We start from the raw sequence: 20,460 nt of genomic DNA, 5'->3' as shown, positions 1-20,460 counted from the left end.
GATGCGTTGGGAAAAATTGGAGCGGGCGAAGGGGCTCGAACCCTCGACCCCGACCTTGGCAAGTTCGGTGCCTTTCATCCGAACAAGTAACCACGAGTAAGCCCCCAAGACTACTAGGTGTTGTCGCGGGTACGGAACTGGCGAAGAGCTAGTTCGGTGGAGTTCTGGTGGTAACACTCAGTTTCTGCTCCCCCGGAGCTCCCCGAGGGACCGGAAATGGCTGCCAGTAGTCGACGGAAGAGGTTTACTGATCAGGGGGTCGAGCGACTTAGGTACGACCCAAAGATCGCGCCCAAGAGCGGGCGCATGGAGATCACCGACGAATTATGCCCGGGTTTAATTCTCCGAGTGACCCCTAAGGGGGCGAAAACTTTCAGTGTGATTTACAAGGTCCCCGGGGAGGGTGGTGTGACGCCGTCAGGACGACTCCTAACGGGCAGGCAACATCGGATCACCCTCGGAGCAACGCCGCCACTCGACCTTAAGTCAGCGCGGGAACGAGCGAAGGAGATTTTGCGCGCAGCAACGGAGGGCCGGGACGTGCGTCAGGAGCGCATAGCAAGCCATGTCCGACTACATCACAATACCTTTGACCGAGCATTTCACCGGTTCATCGAGCAGGAAATCAAACCGAGCATCAGCTCATGGCGGAACGTTGAGCGTGTCCTACGGCTTCACGTTTTGCCGCATTGGGCTGGTAAAGGCCTGCATGAAATTCGTCGGAGCGACGCTCATGCGATTTTGGATGGTCTGGTAGCAAAAGAGTTACGAGGCGCCGGATCCGAGGTGCGCAAGCACCTGTCGCGCTTCTTCAATTGGGCGGCCGATCGCGAACTTATAAACGAGAATCCGCTAGCGGGTCTTAAGCGGAGCGATTTAAGCTCGAACGCAGAAGCGGGCCGTTCGCTGAGTGATCTCGAACTCAGAGCCGTTTGGCGCGCCGCCTGCGGCTTGGGATATCCATTTGGAGCGCTGTTTCGCCTTCTCATGCTTACCGGACAACGTCGCAATGATTGGGCTCGCGCGCGGTGTTCTGAACTCGACTCCCAGAACTTCTGGCTCGAGGTACCGAGGGCTCGCTACAAAAGCCGGCGTGATCACATAGTCCCCCTGTGCGCTGAGGCTTTCGAAATCCTCACAACTGTCCCGTCCTACAGATCCCCTGAGGCATTTCTTTTTTCCTCTCGCGAGGGACGAGTACCAGTCTCGGGGTTCTCAAAAGCTAAAGAGAGGATGGACAAGGAGGCGAGCGCAATGCTCAAACTCGAGCAGCGAGTGCAATCACTTCAGAGTTACCGGATCCACGACTTCCGAGTGACTTGTGAAACGAGGTTAGCGACCCTTGGCTTCAGTCAAGACGTTCGTGACGCCGTGCTGGGACACGCGAAGCAGGGTCTACAGAGAACATACAATAAATATGATTATCACGATGAGAAGAAAGAGGCTCTCGCTGCTTACGGACGCCATCTTGCGGAGATCGTCAGGTGACTAGTCGCAATCCACCGGACTTGCATGAGGAGATCAACCGTCGAATCAAACTGCATCCGCATCTAATCGCCGCCGCCGCGCGCGAAGGCGAAATTTCAGAATATGAGGATCAACTCATTGAAGACCTTAATAAGCTCAGACAATCGTATTCGGACACCAGGTTGTACGAGGAAGCACGTAAGACGCCGAAGCTTTACGAGAACCCAGAGCCTCTTCAACCGGGCGACGAATATTATGACGAAGAATGGGTTAGAAGCGGAGGATGGGGTCCGGGGATTTGGAAAGAATTATATCCGCCCGCGAAGGGACAACCGCCTCACGAAGCCCTTCGCCTCATCTACGATGACCTGAAAGAGCTTTGGACCGAGCTACGCTCCCAAATAGACCGAGCGGCCGGTCGCAAGATGCAATCCCGGGAGAAGAAGATACCAAGGCGAAAGAGGATGCTTACGTGGGCTCCGGTGTTCGCAAAAGAGTACGTTGAAATCGCAGGCGAAGTTCGGGAGCAAATGACACCGCAAAATCCATCCGCCAAGCTGTTTCTGACAGTGGCGAAGCTGTTCGATCCGTTATACACCGCCAGCAATTGCTATTCGGTCGTCGAACGCGTCAAGATCGAAAGAAAGTCGCCGGAAGAAAAACTTAAGCTTAGGGAACGTCGCAGAAAAGCGGCGCGCATCTTTCGGGCGAAGCCGCAGTCCGAAAGATCCGCCAACCGCGCGAAAACTCGCACTTGACCTTCGTGTTGGTGCTTGGTTCTTTTTTTTCCGACGTGCCCACCCTACGCACCCCTGATGCTACTCAAAATCGCTCTTCAGCGCATCGGCGCGAGAGCCCAACCCTGCGCAGGTTGAGCTCGTAGGATCGTCACGTCCGAATCTTGCGCCCAGGCACCAGCTAATGAAAACGCGTTTGTTCGAATTTAGCGAGATCAAGAATGTTCGCCTAGCTGCCGGCAACTGGATCGTGCGCCTATCAATTTGCCGGCATGGCGTTTCACGTTACCAGGCAACGATCATCGGACTGACCGACAGGGCCAACCAATCTCTTTCCGACAAAAGATTATGGCTCGATAGCTGAACGCCTACCCAGAATCGCACCCCGTCGAATGGAAGTAGTGGCCGAAAAGACCCGCACAACTTGTCATTGCAAAGAAGAAAAGACTGAGTTACGCTATCCCATCCGAGGGAGGCGATGATGAACCTTGAGATGAAGCCTGCAAAACAGGGCGACTGTGGATTCGCTTGGGCTCTCTTTTCAGAATTCGCTCAGCAGAACATGTTCTCGGGGGCTCAGGGAAGGCGAGCTCCGAAGGACTGGCAGGAAGATCAGGAATTTCAAAGATTCGCCAAATACTGGGCGGCTGGTGAGCACTATTTGATAACTGTCGACGAAGCGCCCATAGGGTGGGCCGCCTTAGACAAGAACGGCAAAACCGTCGTAATTGAAAACTGGCACCTTCTTCCACGATGGCGCAATCGAGCGGTTACAAAGACCATTCTGAGCGAGCTCGTGCATCGGTGGAAGACAGAGGGACTTCTTGTCAAAGCCGCAGTTCTTGAGAACTCTCAATTGTCCTCCGTGGCTGAGGGTCTGCTAACGAAATTGGGCTTCTCGATCGAACGGTTAGAGAGCCACTCCAAAATCATGCATGTTGTTTAGGGAGGGGAAAAATGCTCCGAAGCTCTTGCCAGACGGACTTCATACTTTCCGATGTGGAGGTCGAAACACTGCGCCGTGCAGCGATCGAGAGGAATATTCATTTTAATCCAACGCGAAAGACGTACTCGGCCGCGGAACTGGCGGAGTATGGCATTGTGCGTGAAGCGTATAATTCGCCGGAGTTGCGAGAGCTGGGTGTCAACCCTAATAAGGTTGTGACAAGCTTCGATCTGGAAGCGGATCAAGCAAGAGATGCGCTGCTCGTGGACGCTCCCTTCGCCGACGGAATCAAGAAGTGGCAGCTTCCAATCGATATTTGCGAATGGCGAGTATTCATATCTGAATTTCCGCCAAATACCCTCGTTGAGCCGCACGTACACCCAGCTAACAGTCCAGAAAAACCTGGCGGCAGCCTAAGGACGGTGCTCAAGGGCTCGCTGACGTACGCCGGGCGAATTTTCAATCCTGGCGACTGGTTCTTCATCCCAAATGGAGTGCCGTATTCATTCCGGTCCGATGCTCGCATGGTCACGAAAGTGATGTACAAATACGCGTTCTTTGCCGTGGTGGAGGGAAATCGATTCTCTTCGCCACTTGCCATCGAAACGTACCGAAGCTCAACCGAGACGGCAGCTTGATTTATAGATTGTGAAGTCAAAGGGAGAATGAAATGGGTGCTCTATTCTTTGAGACCGAAGAAAAAGGCTTCCAGATTGTTATGGATCAATTTCGAGAAAAGCTCGAAGCCGCAGGTACTGGAATTGATGGCGAGACCGAGGTGGAGATCGTTATTCGCGGCAAGAGCACTCAAACGCTCAAGTTCAAGACCAAAGGAACCGATGAGCTGATTGAAATCCTGAAATTGAATACCGACTAATTGCTCGTCTCAGGAAAGTGGTACCTGATCTCGTTTCATATGGAGTTCACGAGCGCTCTCGGCCGGCAGCGGATGCGCTTGAACTAGCGACACAATTTCTCTCGGGAATCAACGCGACCGTGCGATATGAAGACGCAGGGGCTTCGGTAAAAACGAGCTTTTGTTATTTGGAGCAATCGGGTGCGGTAGTTTCGAATGGGTGCGGCAAGGGTATTGGCGTTCAGGCAAGAGCGTCTGCTCTGTTTGAGGCTATTGAACACTACTACTCAATATTCTCAAACCGGTATCGGATCGACGCACAAAGAGTTCTCGCACTAGTTGGAGACGATTCGTTTCTTGCTGGAGGAAGCCCAGAGTTCGAACGCATATGCAATGGCCATCAGCTGCTGTTGTCGCGAACTCTCTTCGAAGGATTTAGAAGCAGTCCTGTGCTTTACCCGACCTTTTTGACCGATCCTGGTTTCTTGCCACCAGAGGAGGTCGAGGAGCGATCACTATCTGCATTTGCGCTCAAGCGATATAGTACCAATTCTGGCGTTGCCGCGGGCACTTCGATTCACGAAGCTCTGCTGCATGGATTTCTTGAAACTATTGAACGTGACGCCCTCGGTATAGAACTCCTCAGAACGGTCATTCGGAAACAGCCTGCAGCCCTACGACGAGTAAACATCGCGAGTCTCGAGCCTAAGCTACGCGCTATATGTGAAAGCGTTGCAGGAGAGACTAGCGGAAATCTGAAAGTCTGGGACATCACAACCGACATTGGTGTTCCGGTGGCGCTGGCAGGCATTTATGTCGAAGATCCCCACCATTTTTCTTGCTTCGGTTCAGGAGCATCGCTCTCACCTCAATACGCAGTTGAGCGTGCAGTTCTGGAAGCGTTGCAGCACTTTCACTTGATCAAAATGTCTCATCAGAAGCCTACTAGGGCGTGCCAGCTCTCTCCAGGAGAGATGCCTAGGTATCTTCAGTGCGCTCTCTCCAAGGGGATCTTTTGCTACAGGGGGGGAGAAATTGCGGCGCCGACGATCCACAGTGATGCCTCGCAAGTTGAACAGACGCCCGAGGCTCAAATCGGTCGGATCCTCGATCGGCTAGAAAGAGTCAACGTGAATGCCTATTATCGCGTGATCGTTGACGGCCCCGTTTGGGTAACCCATGTTGTTGCCCCCCGATTAGAGCGATTTCATCTGGTAGCTCGAGGAGTCCCAGTCCTACCAGGAGCGCGCGGCCGGCGTTTTCTATCTGAATCCACGATTTGACGACCCATGCTGTGGGCGATCGCAAGTCTCAGTGAGCTTTACATCTAAGGTTATCTCAATCGAGTGCAATCCAGCCGCTGTCTGGAACGTGAGGCGTGTCGTAATCTCGAGGTAATGTGGCTGATCGGCCACCTAACTCCCGATCACAAAACGATCGCCGACTCCGGAAGGACAGTGGTGCGGCGATTGCAGTCATCCGAGCCAATTGAAGGCGGGGAAGTGCGTCCAAAGGCACCGCGCGTCGCTATGATCAAGGCGGCAACCGACATAGGCGCCTGCAGGTTATGCAAATCTGCGGAGAACAGGCTTAGGTGACTTTCAGCGATACCGACAACGCGGCGTCCCACAAACATGTTTAAGAATGCTTGTTTGTTGTGTGATTTGTGCGAGCTTAAAGCACCGCAAGCGTGCGCAGACAAACGCTCGTCCCGTCCAAACTTGTCTGTTGATGTCAGGTGACGTCGGCCTTGGCAACTTGACACCGCAACGCATCTCGCACCGTGAGGATCACGCTGTTCCAGTCGCCCGGAGTGGGTTGGCGAAACTGGCGCAGTTGAGGGTACCAAGGGCTGTCGTCGCGGTCTAACAGCCAGCGCCAACAAGTGTCGAAACGGTTGAGGAGCCAGGTCGGCTTCCCAAGCGCGCCGGCCAAATGTGCGACGGAGGTGTCGACGCTAATGACGAGGTCTAGCGCTCCAATCAGCGCGGCCGTGTCGGCGAAGTCCTGTAAATCGGCCGTGAAGTCATGCACCGCCAAGCGCAGCCTGGCATCAGCGCTTTGAGCGGCCGGTCAGCCCTTTTGTAACGAGATAAAGCTGACCCCCGAGACATCGCCCAACGGCGCCATCGTGGCGAAAGTGATTGAGCGGCGCCGATCAATGGCAATCAATTCTGGTTCCAACCGCAGGGAGCCGGCCCAGACGAGACCGACCCGAAGTCCATCGAGACAGGAAAGCCGCTCGCGCCAGCCCGCGATCAGTACGGGGTCAGCGGCCAAGTAGGGCGTGTCTGAGGGGATTGTTTCGAGTGTTGTTCCGACAGCGAGAGGAAGGCTCATCAGGGGACAGTGCATATCAAACGCAGGCAGCGGCTCGCCACGAGCAATAACTTGGAAAACCCCAGCAAGGCTGGAGCAAAGCCGCACCAGTGAGGGCTGGACTTCGAGAATCACCCGCGCCGTCGCTCCCACGAGCGACGCGTAGCGGCAGAACTGGAGTGTGTCACCGAACCCCTGCTCAGCGTGGAGAAGTAAGGTCTTTCCTGCGACCTCTTCGCCATGCCATTGCGGCGCGGCGAAGCCTCGGAGTTTGATCTTCTCCGCCGTGCCGCCGCGCCAGCGCCATTCAAATTCGCGCCAACCCTCCGCGTATTCCCCGCGCAACAACAGAAGACGCGAGCGAGCGAAATGAGCCAAGACATCGTCCGGCTGGAGCGCTTGCACCCGCTCATAACACGCCAGCGCCTCCGCCGTGCGGCCCAGGTCGCTCAGGGCGCCGCCGAGGTTGTTGAGAGTCTCAGGACAATCCGGCTGCAGACGCAGCGCCTCCCGGTAGCTTGCCTCCGCTTCCGCCAAGCGGCCGAGATCGCTCAGGACATTCCCGAGATTGTTGTGAGCCTCGGGATAGTCCGGCCGTATCCGGAGCGCTTTCCGATAGCTCGCCTCCGCCTCTGCTGGACGGCCGAGGCCCCGCAGGGCTCCGCCGAGGTTGTAGTGAGCCTTGAGATAATCCGGCCGCAGGCGCAGCGCTTCCCGATAGCACTCCTCAGCCTCCCCCGGGCGGCCCAAGTCGCGCAGGACCACGCCGAGATTGTTGTGAGCCTCGGGATAAGCCGGCTGCAGACGCAGCGCCTCCCGGTAACTTTCCTCCGCTTCAGCCAGACGGCCAAGGCCCCGCAGGGCTACGCCAAGAATGTAACAAGCCTCAGCGTGATTTGGTTCGATTGCGAGCGCCTTAGTGAGCAGTTTAACCGCTTCCAAAGCGTTTCCTTGTTGGTGGCGCAAGACACTGAGAAAATATAGCGCTTCAGCATTGTTGGGCTGAGTTTCCAGCGCTTGGAGATAAAGGGCCGCCGCCCGGTCAAATTTGCCTATTTGATGGTGGACCAACGCCTCTGCAACCGATCGCGGGCGCTCCGGCGAGGCTGCGGGCATCAAGCTTGGGATCGGACCGCTCCTGGATAGCGTAAGCCAGTTAGGAGTGCACGATCAGTTGATCGCCGTCGCAACCCAAATGGTGAGGACACTAAACATACGCCAACGTCAATTTCAAAGGTCTTCGATGTCCCATAACGCGAGGATGGCCAAGCGTTCCCAACCTCGCACCCTCTCGACGGAATGCCAGTTGGACGGCAATGTTCGGAACGCAACCAGCCGATTAGAGAGCGGCTCGATCGACAACGACGGGACGTTTTGTGATTCAGCTTTGTATAGCTGCAGACGTCCACCGCAGGTGCTTCTCCAGCCGGGACTGAGGTAGAGAAACGACGCTATCGTATCTTCTCTCGACGCAAAGTCATTGTGCACTGGAAATTCCGGTGTTGCATCATTCATCCGACGAAGTTGCACGTAGTTATCTCGATTTAACTTTATCTTCACGCCGAACGCGAGCGACAACAGTGCGATCGTCTCCTTAGAATATACTGCTCGCCAAGCGACTTTACTTTTGAGAAGCGAGAACTCGATCCTTCCGGTGCCACGGCTTTCGATTTCGTAGTCATAGTCCTCAGCACCAATCTCACGAAGGCATTCTTGGAACACCGTCGTCGGAAGAAAGTCATCAAGCACCAGATGGGGCCATGGGTCGAGACTAAGCGGCGTCATGCCTCATGCTCCCTTTTTGGCAAAACGGCTTCGTGTTCTTGCGCAGCCCGCGTCTGAGTTTCAGTCGAACTGAGATCTCGGATAGCTTGTCAGGGAGCGGGTTCTACTTATGAACGATATCGTGGAGTTTCTTCTCAATCTTTTTTAGCTCGTCAACGCTGATCTCGCCTTCGACCTTCTTGTCGAGCTGCTTGACGAGATCGGCGATATCTTCCGAAATACTTTCGAGATCGAGACGCTTGGCAACGCCGACATTTGAATCGCACATGTTAGCCTCCCAAAAGGTTGCCGGACCAGCTTTATACAATCTGATAAGCTAAAAGCGCAAGCAAAATCCCGTTAAACGCGAGTTCTCTCTCGCACGGCATACTCGCAAACCGACAGAGACGATGTCTTCAATCTTCAAGCCGAAAGTTTCGCTGACAAGGAGGCTGGAATCTGAGGCCACTTCAGCTCGGACGCGTGGCGCAGACAGCAAGCTGTTAGAATAATTAGCCTGACTGAACACTAGCAAAGCGTGTCTAAGAAACTGCTTTCCAGGCCTCAATTAACAGACGAGAGCGCAAGAGAGATGTTGCAGCTTAGTTGAACATCATCACGTGGGGAAAGGTCGGTGTAGGCAAGAGCCGGGCCGGTCAGCTGGCGATCTCCGGAAGGCTGACGGTTGGATCATCGCTCAGGGGCGAGGTGGTTTTCAGCGTCATGTGGCGGTCGCGCTGGACGGTCCACTCATCGTTCTGTTCGAGCAGGATCGCTCCGATGAGGCGGACGATAGGACTGCGTCGCGGCATCTTGACATTCGACTTCTGCGCGTTGGTCCGCGATTTGATACCCGCTTATTCCGGCTATGCTCAGGAAGGGCGTTCCTAGGTTAAGCCAGCGACAAGCGGCCATAGAGCGAGCCGCATAGATGGATCTGAATTTAGGCGTTGTAGGTAGTCCTGCACTAATGTCCGGCTGGCATCGTTCGTTATCCTAAGTCGCAGCGCTTCTGCTAGAACTGCAGCATCTAGGCCCCGCGGACCTCTTATTAAACACTCCTGCAGCAACTCACTGCAAATTCGCTTCGCGACATCTTCTTCTTCACTCAGCACGCGAACCAGCCGACGTCCTAAACCAGCATAGAAGGCATCATTTCCTTCATCGCCAAGGTCGCTATCTTGCTGGTCTTTGAAATCCGCAGAGACGGCGCCTGTCGCGATAGCGAGGTCGATCGGCTCGCGCAAGGAGATCGGAGACTCGATGCCCCTGAGAAACTGCAGCATCCGATCCTCCTGATCTAGGTCTTTTGCAAACCGAAGCGAAGCGTATGTCCAATTATGGACCGTAATTCGGTTCGGACTTGTCGGCTCCGGAATTGAGAATGGCGCAAGAAGCTTTGGGGTGTTGACTGCAGCCGACCACATATCAAAGATGTGCTTGAGGAGCACATTCCAATGCTCGTCCACATATGCCTCACCGAGCAGCGCAGCAAACTCTGCGCGACGACCGGCCAAGGCAATCACCGCTGCATAAGCATTCGCAACTCCCATCGCAGGTCGATTCGTGTTCACGGAGCTGAGAACAGCCTCCAACGCCTCAACGGCCGCTGTCACGCCTACTTTCCCTGACAATGACGGAATTGCTAACAAAGCTCTGATTTCAGCTGCATTAGAGCTGGTATTGAGCCGCTTCACCGATGGCACGAGTCGCCCTATGAAAGCCTCGCCCAGCTCAGTGATGACATTTACGTCCAACAAGGAGCGATCAAATCGCTCAAGGTTTTGGATAAGTCCGGCCGCGTCCGATCGACCGCCGGCGCTGAACGTGACAATGGCGTTTACTATTCGGCGACCAACCTCCGCATCAACATTTGCCAGAGATACCACCTCATCAGCGAGCAGGAACTGCAGTGCCGGCCCCACCACGGGCCACAACTGGGTCTCGGGCCTTATAGTAGCAAGGAGAGCCAACGTGTCGTCGATCAGCTCGCGCGTCTGATCTTTGGAAAACATGTCGATCGTAAGACAGGCAAGCTCAATGGTCTTCGCGTGCAGGTACCAATGAGCCTGCGGCCGAAGGCGCGTCACAATAGCTGAATGGATTGATCCAATACGATCGCGACAAAGCTCCGGCCTACTTCTTGCTAATCTGCCTAACGCCTCAAGCCCTGCTAGCGCTAGGTTTCTGTTAGAAGAGAACGATGTGCTTCCGTCTCGCGCCTGCTTTGAAAGAAAATCGACAATAACGTGGGCCAGCTGTCGTCGGTCCTGTGGAATCTTCTCCGCCCACCCCGTAAGCACAGAAATGGCCGACCGGTGCCGCTCGATCGACATGCCCTGATGTCTTCGACAAAGCGAAATGACCAGCTCAATCGCAGCGTCATCCACAAACCTTACGACCAACCTTTCGGACCAAATAATGTCATCAACATGAGAGCGATCTCCCGCTTGTATCAGAAGGCGCACAGACAGCTGAAAATCAACAAGATGACCTCTGCTAGGTTCGGGTTCGTCTACCAAAGTAAGAAGGATCTGAGCAAACGCTCCCATAGTATCTCGGGACTCAGTTGACAGTCCTAAAGCCATCTGACGTCGCAATACCGCCCAGCAACGCTTCCAAGCGCTGCCTCGGTTACGAGCCCCCGTCATCGAGAAAACCGACCAGTCAAGCCGATGCGATTCGTGGCTTAGTGGCGGCTTTAACAGCGCGGTCCGATCGTCGACAAACTTCAGTGCCAACGCATCGACGCTCAGCGCTGCGGAAAGAGCATCGAATGGAGCATTTAGCTTAAGCAGAGGACGCTCTTTAAGTGAGCCCCCGTCAAGGTTCTCACGCAAGAACGCGAAGGCTGCTTCCGGACCAGCGTTGACCCTCACCGCCGCTGCGATCGATTGGTCAACAAGATCAGCGAACTGCTCGGAGAGCACTCGCCAGTCTTCTCTGCTCTGACTTCCCAACCTATCGCGACACTTTCGATACAAGTCCTCGGCGACCGGCCAAGCGTCGGCATCAGCGCAAAGATCGCCGATATGCTTCAAGAGAAGCATTGCAAGTGGTGGATATAAATTACTGACCCGATTGATAGCAACAGATGGAAGCTCCGACCACTCCGCCTTGCCGGCTAAACAAGCTGAACCGTTACGCAGTAGATCGAGCAGCGCTTCGCAAACCTGGTCGTTGAGCGGCGACCGCAATTCACGCTGGCCAACACTAAAATCGCGGGTGCCCAACTCAAGAGCTTGCTCGAGAGATCGCGCTTTCAGTAGCTGTGCTGGGGTCGCGCCATCCTCTGGTGGAAACCCGTCGCTATCCGCTTGCCAAACGATATCTTGGATCGCGCGCTGAAGGTAAGCAGCAAGTTTCCCTTCAACTCTCTGAGGACGGACAATCCATCCATCAAGTCCGGGCATGGTGGGTATTTCGCGTTCGTCGAACAATTGATCAAACGACATCTGTCCGTCGCTCACCTCCTCCACTAACCACCAAATCAGATCGCGCAAGTTGTTAGCCGGCAAGAAGTGTCGAAGCGAAACCCAGCCAAACACATTCGCGCGCAACTGGCCGTGGAACGACGATGGCATTTTGTTTACCTCTGTCATGATCGCTCTCTATGAACTTAAACTGTCTGCCGGTAGCTGGACGTCAACGTAATGGAGGTTTACGTCGCGCAGACCTACAGTTGCTCCCCAAGGAGGAGCATGGCGAGGCAATCGATGAACGGTCATCCGCAGCATTCTTACCCGCGGCGGCTCCATGTCACGAGGACTAAGTTGGGCGATGTATCCCCGCACGCTCCGCTTCGGACCAACTTTGTCGGCTGGCATCGACCAACTATTATCTATATCGCCTTCGTTCTTGCCGTAAGTCGACAGCTCCATGAAATTTGGATTGATACCCGCTCGATTTTTCACAGGTAGGAACACTCCGGAGAGCCCTCCTATTTCACTGGAGTCGATCTGGTCGCTCGCGCCAAGCGACCAAAAATTTGCAAGAACAAACGCTGCGTGAGCATGACGTTGACAGCTCGGATCTTTAGCAGCACGAATGAAAGATTCACGGAACTGTTGATGCCACATCCTGCTTGCAATCATTCCTTGGCTTGTATTTTCAGACTGCGGCGTGCAAGTCGCAACAGAAACCACATCAACATAATCGGGAATGGCTTGACCGAAGCACGAACCGTTGCTGTTCACGGCATCAATCGGCAAATGCCCTGGTCGATCACTGTCAAGCTGAAGCGCATCAGAGCAAATAAGCGGCTGCATTGTTATGCTTAGTAGATTCGGATCACTCGGGATTAGCCTAACAAGACTAACTAAATCTCCCTGAGCCATATCCCGCTCGGGGAGCGCGCCTGCTTCAACTTTGGATCTAACCATTTTGGGATGGAGGCATATTCTAAGCTTTGCTCTCGCATCAATTGTGAACAGGCACGCCAAATTAAAGCGCTTCCCGACAGCTTGCCGCTTGATCCAGGAGAGAACACCTTCAAGATCTTCAAGTTCGACAGACGAAATTGATCGGAGTTCGGCCAAAAGATTCAAGATCGAAGCATTGTCGAACAAATGTTCCTCGTTGAGGTCCGGGCGTAATCCGACGTGGATACAGCCGAGCCGCTCAAAGCGGGAGAGTAAGCCGATCGTTCGGATAAAGTCCGCGACCGGCAGAAACGCTTCCGGAAATGTAACAAGGTCGAACCGCTCAATCACAGGCACGTTTGGTCTAAGATCACTGACCGGAGCATTGTCCGAGGTGAGTAAAGCCGTGATAGCCGAATCAAATATACCGCCGTGGGTAGTAGGCTCGATGAACGGCGGCTCCACTACGACAACCCGATAGTCTTTCTCGGTTCTTTCAACAGTCCAGTCAAACAAATGACCGATCATCTCAGCTCGCTGCAAACCTTCACCCTTTAAGAACTCTCGATGCCAGCGAGTTAACGCCGCAGTAATCCGGTTGATCAGAGCAGAAGTTCTAAAACATAGATCCTTTCTGAGCCCGTATCAAAGCAAAACGCTGACTTGGTACGCATGCTGTAGTCCGGGATAGAGACAGTCGCGCCACAACAGTATCCGTCCGGTGAAGGCCGCCTTGCCGAATGAGGCGTGTTGTTGAGAACTGTCCTTATGGACAGTGATAGGCGCAGTGCCCAAGTCGAACGGCTTGAGGTGGTGGACACGGGCCGGCGGCGGCGCTGGTCCGAGGACGAGAAGCTCAAGATCGTCCTGGAGAGCTTACAGGCGCCGCGCCAGGTCGCTGCGACGGCGCGGCGATATGGCGTTTCGCGCTCATTGCTGCTGCGATGGCGACGGTCGTTTCGGCCTGAGCCGAAGGATGCCGCCCATCAAGCGGGCTTCGTGCCGGCAATGGTGGTCGCGGAATCGGGGCCGACGTCTGGTCCGGTCGGGCCGGCCGGCATCGGCGCGATCGAGATCGAGTTTGCGGCGGGGGCTCGGATGCGGATCACGGGCACGGTCGACGCGGCGACGCTTAAGGCCGCCGTGGCGGCGCTGGCAGATGGACGCCTTCGGTGATCCCCATTGCGTCGGGCGTGCGGGTGTGGATTGCGACCGGCCACACCGACATGCGTCGCGGCATGAACTCACTGGGCTTGCTGGTGCAGGAAGCCTTCAAACGAGACCCGCACGGCGGCGACCTCTATGTGTTCCGTGGCAAAAGCGGCAAGCTGATCAAGATCCTTTGGCACGATGGACTGGGCATGTCACTTTATGCCAAGCGGCTGGAGCGCGGCCGCTTCCTGTGGCCATCGTCGGCTGATGGCGTCGTGACAATCACCGCAGCCCAGCTTGGCTACCTGCTGGAGGGTATCGACTGGCGGATGCCACAACATACCTGGCGACCGCAGGCGGCAGGCTGATCTCTGTGATTTGAATCGACGGCGCGATCAGCGGTTCGGACAGAGACCGCGCCTTGTGATTCTCTGGTCGGCGATGGGCGCCGATGATTCTCTTCCCGACGATGTGACCACGCTGCAGGCAATGCTGCGCGCCGAGCGAGCCGCTCGGTTGGCCGCGGAAGCCGAGGCCCAGGCGGGGACCTTGCTGATCGAGAAGCTCAAACTCACGATCAAGAAGCTCCGGCATGAGCAGTTCGGACAGTCCTCCGAGCGAGGCGCGTTGCTGGACCAGCTCGAGCTACAGCTCGCCGACCTGGAGGAGAACGCGGCGCAATCTGAGACCGCGGCGCAGATGGCAGCCGAGAAGATTGCGGTGCCATCGTTCGAGCGCCGCAAGCCAGCCCGCCGGCCGCTGCCGGAGCATTTGCCGCGGGAGCGCATTATCTATCCGGTGCCTGCCACCTGCCCATGCTGCGGCGACAGCCGATTGCGCAAAATTGGCGAGGACGTGACCGAGACGCTGGAGCTCGTTCCGCGCCAGTGGAAGGTGATCCAGCACGTGCGCGAGAAGCTCGTCTGCCGGGCCTGCGAAGCGATCACCCAGCCGCCGGCTCCTTCGCACCCGATTGCGCGCGGGCGTGCAGGGCCCAAGCTGCTGGCTCATGTCCTGTTCGCCAAGTATGGCCTGCATCTGCCGCTTCATCGTCAGAGCGACGTCTACCAGCGTGAAGGCATCGACCTCGACGTCTCGACGCTCGCGGACTGGGTAGGTGCCTCCGCCGCAAGCCTGATGCCTTTGGTCGATGCGATCCGGAGCCACGTCTTCGCGGCCGAGCGCATCCACGCAGATGACACCACGGTGCCAGTCCTGGCCAAGGGCAAGACCCGGACCGGACGGCTCTGGACTTACGTGCGCGACGACCGTCCGTTTGCCGGCCCAGATCCGCCGGCGGCCGTGTTCTTCTACTCGCCCGATCGTGGCGGTGCGCATCCGGAGCAGCATCTGGCGGGCTATGCCGGACTGATGCAGGCCGACGCTTACGCCGGCTTTGGCAGGCTCTACGAGGCCAATCGCAAGGGCGGCCCGATCATCGAGGCCGCGTGCTGGGCGCACGGCAGGCGCAAGTTCTTTGATCTGGCGCGGCTCAGCAAGGCGCCGATCGCGGCCGAGGCGGTCAAGCACATCGATGCCCTGTTCGCCATCGAGCGCGAGATCAACGGTCTTGCTCCGCAGGAGCGCCTGCGTGTGCGCCAGGAGCGTAGCCGCCCCCTGATCGTCGAGCTGCAGGCGTGGTTGCGCGAGCAGCGCGCCAAGCTCTCCCGGAACAACGACACGACCAAGGCGATCAACTACTGCCTCAGCCGCTGGGATGCATTTAGCCGCTTCCTGGATGACGGACGGCTTTGCATGTCGAACAATGCTGCCGAGCGTGAGCTACGGGCGGTCGCCGTGGGGCGAAAAAATTGGACCTTCGCTGGGTCCGACGAGGGCGGCCGGCGTGCGGCTGCCATCTACAGCCTCATCGCCACCGCAAAGCTCAACGACGTCGACCCGCAGGCTTGGCTTGCCGACGTGCTGGCGCGCCTACCGGATCACTCTGCCAAGCGCATTGACGAACTGCTGCCTTGGAATTGGCAGTCTCAAAGCGTCGCTCACGCAGCTTGAGCGCGATCAGCCTTCCCGAAAGCGGCCTAGCCGGGGGCCTTCGCCGGATGCGTACCCACAACAGTCTACCCAAGCGGAATCTCATAATCGACGATCTCGTGGCACTTGAGCGTAACCTCAAAAAAGATAAACGCACGGTCGATACTGTCTGATCGATGGTCGGCACGCCAGCGCGGCTCTCCGCAAGATGTCGCTGGTAGCGGCGGACGTCCTCGAAACCTACCGTAACGGGGATCGTCGGAGGAGCGCCGCGAATGGTGTTGCGTCTTCGGCGCGGACTTGCGGATCGTCATGTCTTTCGATCATGCGTCGGCGCAACGGGCTCATTGCCTCGTCGGTCATGGGGGCGCCTGTTTTGAGTGAAGGTTCTGAACCCTCATCTCAAAGCAGGACACCCCGTCGCGCTATTCTATTGGCTGTGCAGTCAACCGCAGCGCCTACCGCGCGAGCGGTTTAGTCCGTTGGTCCATCTCAGACTAATATGGCCCCCGTACCATTGGCCGGCAATCGAAGATGAAGCGGACACCGCGACTGACGTCTAATCAGCTGATCCAAAACCTTCTCACGAGGCAACGCTCGCCAGCGAGATGACCGATCCAAATCTTTGAAGGATTCGCTCCCCCCGCGCTTCCCCAATAGACCCGCGAACGCCGTAGCCTCTATGGATATCACAATATTTTTCGGTCGGGCCCAACCTTTAGAAGAGCGGGGTGCCAGCACGCCTCTATCTATCAGAGATCAATCCTCCCGCCCTGCAATGATGCTCAAGTTCTTTCAGCAGGGCGGAAAGTACGTCCGCCCTTTGCATTAGAACGCCGTCGTCTAGGCACTTATGGAGACTTTTGGCCGTGCGCCGTGCTTGCAAAATATGTTCCTGCTTCGCTCGAACCGCGGCAACATCGCTGATCAACATGTGCACTCCTTCTTTGACCTCTTGCTCTTAGCGGAAACTTTTCATCGCTTCGCGGGGGCTTATTCTTGGTGCCTACGCGCGCGCGAAGGGAGGACAAATAATTAAGATGAATCGCCGGAATCATAAACGCCGGTGGGCCCCGCGACGTTCTCCGTTGTTTGAGCAGCTAGGTAAAAAGAGGCCGAAATTGAAGCCGAAAGGACGACCGATTTCTTCTAATGAACAGGCCGATAAGCGAAATCTCGCTCGCAATGGGTGACGCGTTTAACCCCTTCTCTCAGAAATGAAGGCCGGCCCGTGTCGCGATCGCAACTAAGTCGGAGGTCGGAGACAAGTCGGATATGGCAAACACACCGTATTCTCGAAGTCTCTCCGGCTTCACCGACTCTTCCGACTCTTCGCCAATCGACGGAGTATAAGAAAATGAAACCCGAGTAATTACATGATCCAGTCTAGCAGCAGGGAAAGCCGGCAACTCGGCGAACTCGGGGTCTTTGAATCGCGCGATGCACTCTGAAGTCTAAGCGGCATCTCGGCCGTACAGTCGGACGCTATCGGAGATCCGCCGCGCGATAGGAACTATCAGCAGACGCTCCTCGCGCTGACATTCTGACGCTCAAGTGACGGCATTTCTAATGGCCGCATTCAGAGCGAGAGTTTCTCCTTAAAAAGGGCTGACATCAGGGCGAGCCCGCCCCGAGCGCGACCAAGAGGATGTGCTATCCCATCGTTCCGGCGCACGTGCTTTGTCCCATCCAATCCTAGCATCCGCCAGTTTAGGCACTTGGTAGCAGCGCGGCCTGCTGTCCTCAATTTTCTTGTAACCGAGCTCATTAAAAAGAAGCCCTATTTCGGTCGTCGTTATTCTTTCTCCCGGTAGCGCGTATTTCTGCGCATACTCCTTAAGCTCAGATGTCGAAAGCCTCGGATGCTGTTCGTCCATTTGCCTCAGCCTTGCTGACTCTGAATTTGTTGGCTCGGGCAGTTCTCCCGTCCGCAAGATATCAAGCCAGATGCGCTCGAAGCCTGTCAGGCTCGCGTTCTTTTGGTCGTTACGTGCTTGGGTCTCTACAATCCTGCGAGGATGCCAATCTCCCAACGGTCGACTCTGAAGGTCATGCAACATTGCCTGTAAACCTCCATCTGCCATTTGAGCGTACAATTTGTCGAAGTACTCTTGTTGGTTCTTATATTTGTCGGAGACATCGAAAACGGCAAACCGGCGATCACCATTCTGGACTGGAGCAACCCACTTCTCGTTAGAAGCCATGACTACTTTGACGTGATTGATTGCTTGAACAAGGTCCTTTCCTTTGCCCTCAATTTGCAACTGGGGCTCCGTGAGCAAACCTTTTATTATGGAGAGACTTTGGGGGTCGTTAGGCACCAAAGCCTCATCCGCGAACAGCAGACAGACATTTCGCAAATGCGCATTGAATTTCCCAGCAAATTGCGAGGGAGCGTTTACCTGCTTTCCGTGGCAGCCGAACAGTTGCACGAGGCTACGCGCAAAGACTCCTTTGCCTACTCCATGCCCGCCTCGGAAGACTAGCGCCGCCTCCGCCGGTTTCTCTGGGTTCTGCAGAGCCCATGCAGCCCAATTGAGAATGTAATCAGCACTGGGTTCATGCTCCCCGGCAAGCGTTTCTCGGACATGTTTCTCCATAAGAGACCAGTCACCTTCCTTCGGCTCGACCCCGAAGCCTTGCCACAGGTTATAGTAGCCGTTGAGGACTTCCTCGCGGCCAGGGCGGAAGATGACTCCAAGGTACTCCCTACGGTTCTTATGTTTTAGCCACCATTTCCCAAGCTCCATGGTGACGAGTTTCCCCTTATAAGTTCCCGTCGCAATATCGACGTTGCAGTAGCGCCCTTTAAACGCGCCGAACGTTTGATATGATAGCTGTGGGAGACCGTCACCGTTCTCACGATCAAAAACGGCAACTACGCAGTCACCGCTGTGGTTCGCAACAACGAAGTGCATTTCATTCAGCTTGCGCAGCCATGGCTCCTCGACCTCCTCCTTGGCGCGCTCGATCTGACGGATGGCGTACTTCTCAGCTGAGCCACCCTTCTCCAGGATGCTCTCGCTGATGCCGAAGTCGGGGTCCATCAGGATGCTGAAGATCATCTGATCCGGCACGCCAGCCCGAACCAGCTGGCAGCAGCAGTCGAACACCCACGTGGAGCGGCTGTTGTCACCCTCCTTGGGCTCCTCCGGATGCTTGCCCCGGACGCAGATGACCTTCACCCGGTCGGGCACGCCCCATTTGTCGAGCTCGTTGATGTCGTCGAGGCGCTCGATGTTGCCGGAGACTTCGACCTTCTTGGCCGCCTGCCCATCGGTGAAGCCCTTGACGTCAGGCGTCTGGACCGCCGGAGCAGCGGTGAACTTGCCCAGGGGGTAGGTCTCGTCGGTGAACGACACCAGCGTGGCGAGCTGCGCCGTCCGACCCTTCTTGCGCTTCTTCTCGTCCGGCACGTTGATGGTGCCCGGAAGGCGCATGATGCGGTCGATGTTGTGGCAGTTGTCACCACCAAAGATCCGCTCAAGCTGCTGGTTGTAGCGCTTGGCATCCTCCGCCAGCTGGAGGTCCCCATTGACGGGAATGGGAACCTCCAGCCGCCAGAAGGCCTGATAGCCACCGCCTGAGAACAGCACGGCAGTCGGAGCGGGGACGTTGGACTGCTTCAGCTGGATGCTGTCGCCGCTGAACAGGGCCTCAAGGCGCACCCGTTCCTCGGCTAGGTCTTCACCTGCACGAGGGTCCACGTCGACATGGAGGTACGCAACCTCCTTGATGTCCTCACGCTCGGCCTTCTTGGACAGATCACGCAGCGGCGGGTTGACGGACCAATAGATATTCCAATGGCCACCATACTTGCGTAGCCATAGTTTGCATGCCGTTTCGTTAAGAGGACCAAATGTTTGAGTGTCGATACCTTGCCGGTTAGGTCCGATCGCCGTCAGGACCCACCGTCCTGAGGGATACATCTTCCGTAAGAAATCGACTGACGCCTCAATATTGGGTGAAATAGGCTCGATCATCGCGCCGCCTTTCTCACCTGACGCGCCGCTACAGCGCTTTGAGCTCGCGATTTACGCCATTCTACTCCAACGTCCTTAGTGTCGATCTGCGCTTTCATCCACGCATCAATTTGGGACTCAATGAAAACGACCTTTTGTGGCCCAAGAGCAATCGTTCGCGGAAATGCTCCTTGCTTCATTCGTTCGTAGAGCTCCGTCCGCGACAAACAAACTCGATCTAGGACAGACTTCACGCTTAGAAATCGCTCAGTCATTAGCTGACTCCGCTAGCTGTTTTTACTAGCGAGGGCTATGCAGCATCTCTGCTCGAGATTCGTGGGGGCTTATTTCTGCTTATAGAAGCAGCGTCGAACCGACGTTGTGCTGTGGTTCATGAGAATGACGCGAGTAGTTCTCCGGGAACGGTGAAAGCGGAGAATGAGACGAAGCAGAAACCCGATGACACGAGGGACCAGCTCGACACGTGGTCCCTCGTTCATCAATCGCGGCCGTCGGTCACCTTCGCGGCCTTGCGATTAATCGAAGCCGCCGAGCTGCGCGAAGATTAACGTGCCAGCCTGGCTCAATCTGCACCATGAAACGCCGATCGAATGACCGAATGTAAGAAGTGCGTTGCTGTCTATTCTTTTCCATGAGATCCAATCCTTTTTGGTTGACGACACGGGTTGTCGTCTCCAAAGCACTCCCATGGATCGAGCATCGATTGCTCAGGGGCTTATTCAAATCCCGGACACACCATGTTGTCAAACCACGGGGGGCCTTTGCGGCAGTGACGCTCGAAACCGAAAATGCACAACCGTCGCCACCGACTTATGGCCGCGTCGGCAGATTCTTACCGGGATACGGCCGCTGGCCTGCCTTTACGAACGATTGGTGGATGTCC

The 20,460-nt window shown here is 56.0% G+C and carries 17 protein-coding genes and 2 pseudogenes; 10 read left to right on the top strand and 9 right to left on the bottom strand.

Translation table 11 applies throughout. From position 1 onward, the window contains the following. The first annotated feature begins 216 nt into the window (after positions 1 to 216). The 7 genes and pseudogenes from AB7531_RS01650 to AB7531_RS01620 all read left to right on the top strand — a co-directional run. Positions 217 to 1,488: a tyrosine-type recombinase/integrase gene (locus AB7531_RS01650; RefSeq protein WP_441279874.1), complete on the top strand. Its 1,272-nt coding sequence runs from the start codon at positions 217 to 219 to the stop codon at positions 1,486 to 1,488. Continuing rightward, positions 1,485 to 2,225, top strand: coding sequence for a hypothetical protein (locus AB7531_RS01645; RefSeq protein ID WP_441279873.1), 741 nt, complete (start codon positions 1,485 to 1,487; stop codon positions 2,223 to 2,225). Before AB7531_RS01650 ends, AB7531_RS01645 begins: the two co-directional genes overlap by 4 nt. 457 nt (positions 2,226 to 2,682) lie before the next feature. After that, entirely contained in the window at positions 2,683 to 3,150 is a 468-nt protein-coding gene (locus tag AB7531_RS01640; protein WP_441279872.1) for a GNAT family N-acetyltransferase, read from the top strand. Positions 3,151 to 3,161: 11 nt separating this feature from the next. Then, the gene (locus tag AB7531_RS01635) at positions 3,162 to 3,788 is read left to right on the top strand and encodes a hypothetical protein (RefSeq protein ID WP_441279871.1); all 627 of its coding nucleotides are present in this window, start codon (positions 3,162 to 3,164) and stop codon (positions 3,786 to 3,788) included. 32 nt (positions 3,789 to 3,820) lie between these two features. After that, positions 3,821 to 4,027: a hypothetical protein gene (locus tag AB7531_RS01630; RefSeq protein ID WP_441279870.1), complete on the top strand. Its 207-nt coding sequence runs from the start codon at positions 3,821 to 3,823 to the stop codon at positions 4,025 to 4,027. A gap of 119 nt (positions 4,028 to 4,146) precedes the next feature. Continuing rightward, entirely contained in the window at positions 4,147 to 5,289 is a 1,143-nt protein-coding gene (locus AB7531_RS01625) for a YcaO-like family protein (RefSeq protein WP_441279869.1), read from the top strand. A 48-nt stretch (positions 5,290 to 5,337) separates the two neighbouring features. Beyond that, positions 5,338 to 5,477, top strand: a pseudogene (locus AB7531_RS01620) (transposase); the annotation flags it as partial. A 263-nt stretch (positions 5,478 to 5,740) separates the two neighbouring features. On the opposite strand, the gene AB7531_RS01615 reads toward AB7531_RS01620, so the two are convergent. The 7 genes and pseudogenes from AB7531_RS01615 to AB7531_RS01585 form a co-directional block, all read right to left on the bottom strand. Next, positions 5,741 to 6,040, bottom strand: coding sequence for a glycosyltransferase family 9 protein (locus tag AB7531_RS01615; RefSeq protein ID WP_441280283.1), 300 nt, complete (start codon positions 6,038 to 6,040; stop codon positions 5,741 to 5,743). A 39-nt stretch (positions 6,041 to 6,079) separates the two neighbouring features. Further along, the gene (locus AB7531_RS01610) at positions 6,080 to 7,441 is read right to left on the bottom strand and encodes a tetratricopeptide repeat protein (RefSeq protein WP_441280282.1); all 1,362 of its coding nucleotides are present in this window, start codon (positions 7,439 to 7,441) and stop codon (positions 6,080 to 6,082) included. Positions 7,442 to 7,555: 114 nt separating this feature from the next. After that, a complete protein-coding gene (locus AB7531_RS01605) occupies positions 7,556 to 8,110 on the bottom strand; it encodes a 2OG-Fe(II) oxygenase (protein WP_441279868.1) in 555 nt (184 codons plus the stop codon). Between the two features lie 103 nt (positions 8,111 to 8,213). Beyond that, on the bottom strand, positions 8,214 to 8,378 hold the full coding sequence (locus tag AB7531_RS01600) for a hypothetical protein (protein ID WP_441279867.1): 165 nt from the start codon (positions 8,376 to 8,378) through the stop codon (positions 8,214 to 8,216). 367 nt (positions 8,379 to 8,745) lie between these two features. Next, positions 8,746 to 8,883: pseudogene (locus tag AB7531_RS01595) on the bottom strand (IS256 family transposase); the annotation flags it as partial. A gap of 93 nt (positions 8,884 to 8,976) precedes the next feature. Continuing rightward, positions 8,977 to 11,691 carry a hypothetical protein gene (locus AB7531_RS01590; protein WP_441279866.1) on the bottom strand — a complete coding sequence of 905 codons (2,715 nt, stop codon included), beginning with the start codon at positions 11,689 to 11,691 and terminating at the stop codon, positions 8,977 to 8,979. Positions 11,692 to 11,700: 9 nt separating this feature from the next. After that, positions 11,701 to 12,978, bottom strand: a complete 1,278-nt coding sequence (locus AB7531_RS01585; protein ID WP_441279865.1) for a hypothetical protein — start codon at positions 12,976 to 12,978, stop codon at positions 11,701 to 11,703. A gap of 240 nt (positions 12,979 to 13,218) precedes the next feature. Here AB7531_RS01585 and tnpA point away from each other — a divergent pair, with 240 nt between their 5' ends. The 3 genes from tnpA (at position 13,219) to tnpC (ending at position 15,615) form a co-directional block, all read left to right on the top strand. Beyond that, a complete protein-coding gene (tnpA, locus tag AB7531_RS01580; RefSeq protein ID WP_135172928.1) occupies positions 13,219 to 13,626 on the top strand; it encodes an IS66-like element accessory protein TnpA in 408 nt (135 codons plus the stop codon). After that, the gene (tnpB, locus tag AB7531_RS01575; protein ID WP_441279864.1) at positions 13,623 to 13,970 is read left to right on the top strand and encodes an IS66 family insertion sequence element accessory protein TnpB; all 348 of its coding nucleotides are present in this window, start codon (positions 13,623 to 13,625) and stop codon (positions 13,968 to 13,970) included. Before tnpA ends, tnpB begins: the two co-directional genes overlap by 4 nt. A 73-nt stretch (positions 13,971 to 14,043) precedes the next feature. After that, positions 14,044 to 15,615 (top strand): IS66 family transposase, encoded by a 1,572-nt coding sequence (gene tnpC / locus AB7531_RS01570; protein WP_441280281.1) that lies wholly within the window; start codon positions 14,044 to 14,046, stop codon positions 15,613 to 15,615. Positions 15,616 to 17,192: 1,577 nt separating this feature from the next. Here tnpC and AB7531_RS01565 read toward each other — a convergent pair. After that, positions 17,193 to 19,577 carry a DUF5906 domain-containing protein gene (locus AB7531_RS01565; RefSeq protein ID WP_441279863.1) on the bottom strand — a complete coding sequence of 795 codons (2,385 nt, stop codon included), beginning with the start codon at positions 19,575 to 19,577 and terminating at the stop codon, positions 17,193 to 17,195. Continuing rightward, positions 19,574 to 19,831 carry a helix-turn-helix transcriptional regulator gene (locus AB7531_RS01560; protein ID WP_441279862.1) on the bottom strand — a complete coding sequence of 86 codons (258 nt, stop codon included), beginning with the start codon at positions 19,829 to 19,831 and terminating at the stop codon, positions 19,574 to 19,576. Before AB7531_RS01560 ends, AB7531_RS01565 begins: the two co-directional genes overlap by 4 nt. Positions 19,832 to 20,460: the final 629 nt, after the last annotated feature.

This window comes from Bradyrhizobium sp. 63_E2_N1_3, from assembly GCF_052076005.1.
Taxonomy (GTDB): Bacteria; Pseudomonadota; Alphaproteobacteria; order Rhizobiales; family Xanthobacteraceae; genus Bradyrhizobium; species Bradyrhizobium barranii.
The sequence above is the reverse complement of the archived record's forward strand: the minus strand, read 5'-3'. Positions and strand labels throughout refer to the sequence as shown.

What these genes read in the sequence shown, in the direction of transcription:
- tnpC (WP_441280281.1), top strand. Translation starts at nt 14,044, where the DNA reads ATGGGCGCCGATGATTCTCTTCCCGACGATGTGACCACGCTGCAGGCA.
- AB7531_RS01600 (WP_441279867.1), bottom strand. Translation starts at nt 8,378, where the DNA reads ATGTGCGATTCAAATGTCGGCGTTGCCAAGCGTCTCGATCTCGAAAGT.
- AB7531_RS01635 (WP_441279871.1), top strand. Translation starts at nt 3,162, where the DNA reads ATGCTCCGAAGCTCTTGCCAGACGGACTTCATACTTTCCGATGTGGAG.
- AB7531_RS01630 (WP_441279870.1), top strand. Translation starts at nt 3,821, where the DNA reads ATGGGTGCTCTATTCTTTGAGACCGAAGAAAAAGGCTTCCAGATTGTT.
- AB7531_RS01560 (WP_441279862.1), bottom strand. Translation starts at nt 19,831, where the DNA reads ATGACTGAGCGATTTCTAAGCGTGAAGTCTGTCCTAGATCGAGTTTGT.
- AB7531_RS01610 (WP_441280282.1), bottom strand. Translation starts at nt 7,441, where the DNA reads ATGCCCGCAGCCTCGCCGGAGCGCCCGCGATCGGTTGCAGAGGCGTTG.
- AB7531_RS01605 (WP_441279868.1), bottom strand. Translation starts at nt 8,110, where the DNA reads ATGACGCCGCTTAGTCTCGACCCATGGCCCCATCTGGTGCTTGATGAC.
- AB7531_RS01650 (WP_441279874.1), top strand. Translation starts at nt 217, where the DNA reads ATGGCTGCCAGTAGTCGACGGAAGAGGTTTACTGATCAGGGGGTCGAG.
- tnpA (WP_135172928.1), top strand. Translation starts at nt 13,219, where the DNA reads ATGGACAGTGATAGGCGCAGTGCCCAAGTCGAACGGCTTGAGGTGGTG.
- AB7531_RS01590 (WP_441279866.1), bottom strand. Translation starts at nt 11,691, where the DNA reads ATGACAGAGGTAAACAAAATGCCATCGTCGTTCCACGGCCAGTTGCGC.
- AB7531_RS01585 (WP_441279865.1), bottom strand. Translation starts at nt 12,978, where the DNA reads ATGATCGGTCATTTGTTTGACTGGACTGTTGAAAGAACCGAGAAAGAC.
- AB7531_RS01640 (WP_441279872.1), top strand. Translation starts at nt 2,683, where the DNA reads ATGATGAACCTTGAGATGAAGCCTGCAAAACAGGGCGACTGTGGATTC.
- AB7531_RS01565 (WP_441279863.1), bottom strand. Translation starts at nt 19,577, where the DNA reads ATGATCGAGCCTATTTCACCCAATATTGAGGCGTCAGTCGATTTCTTA.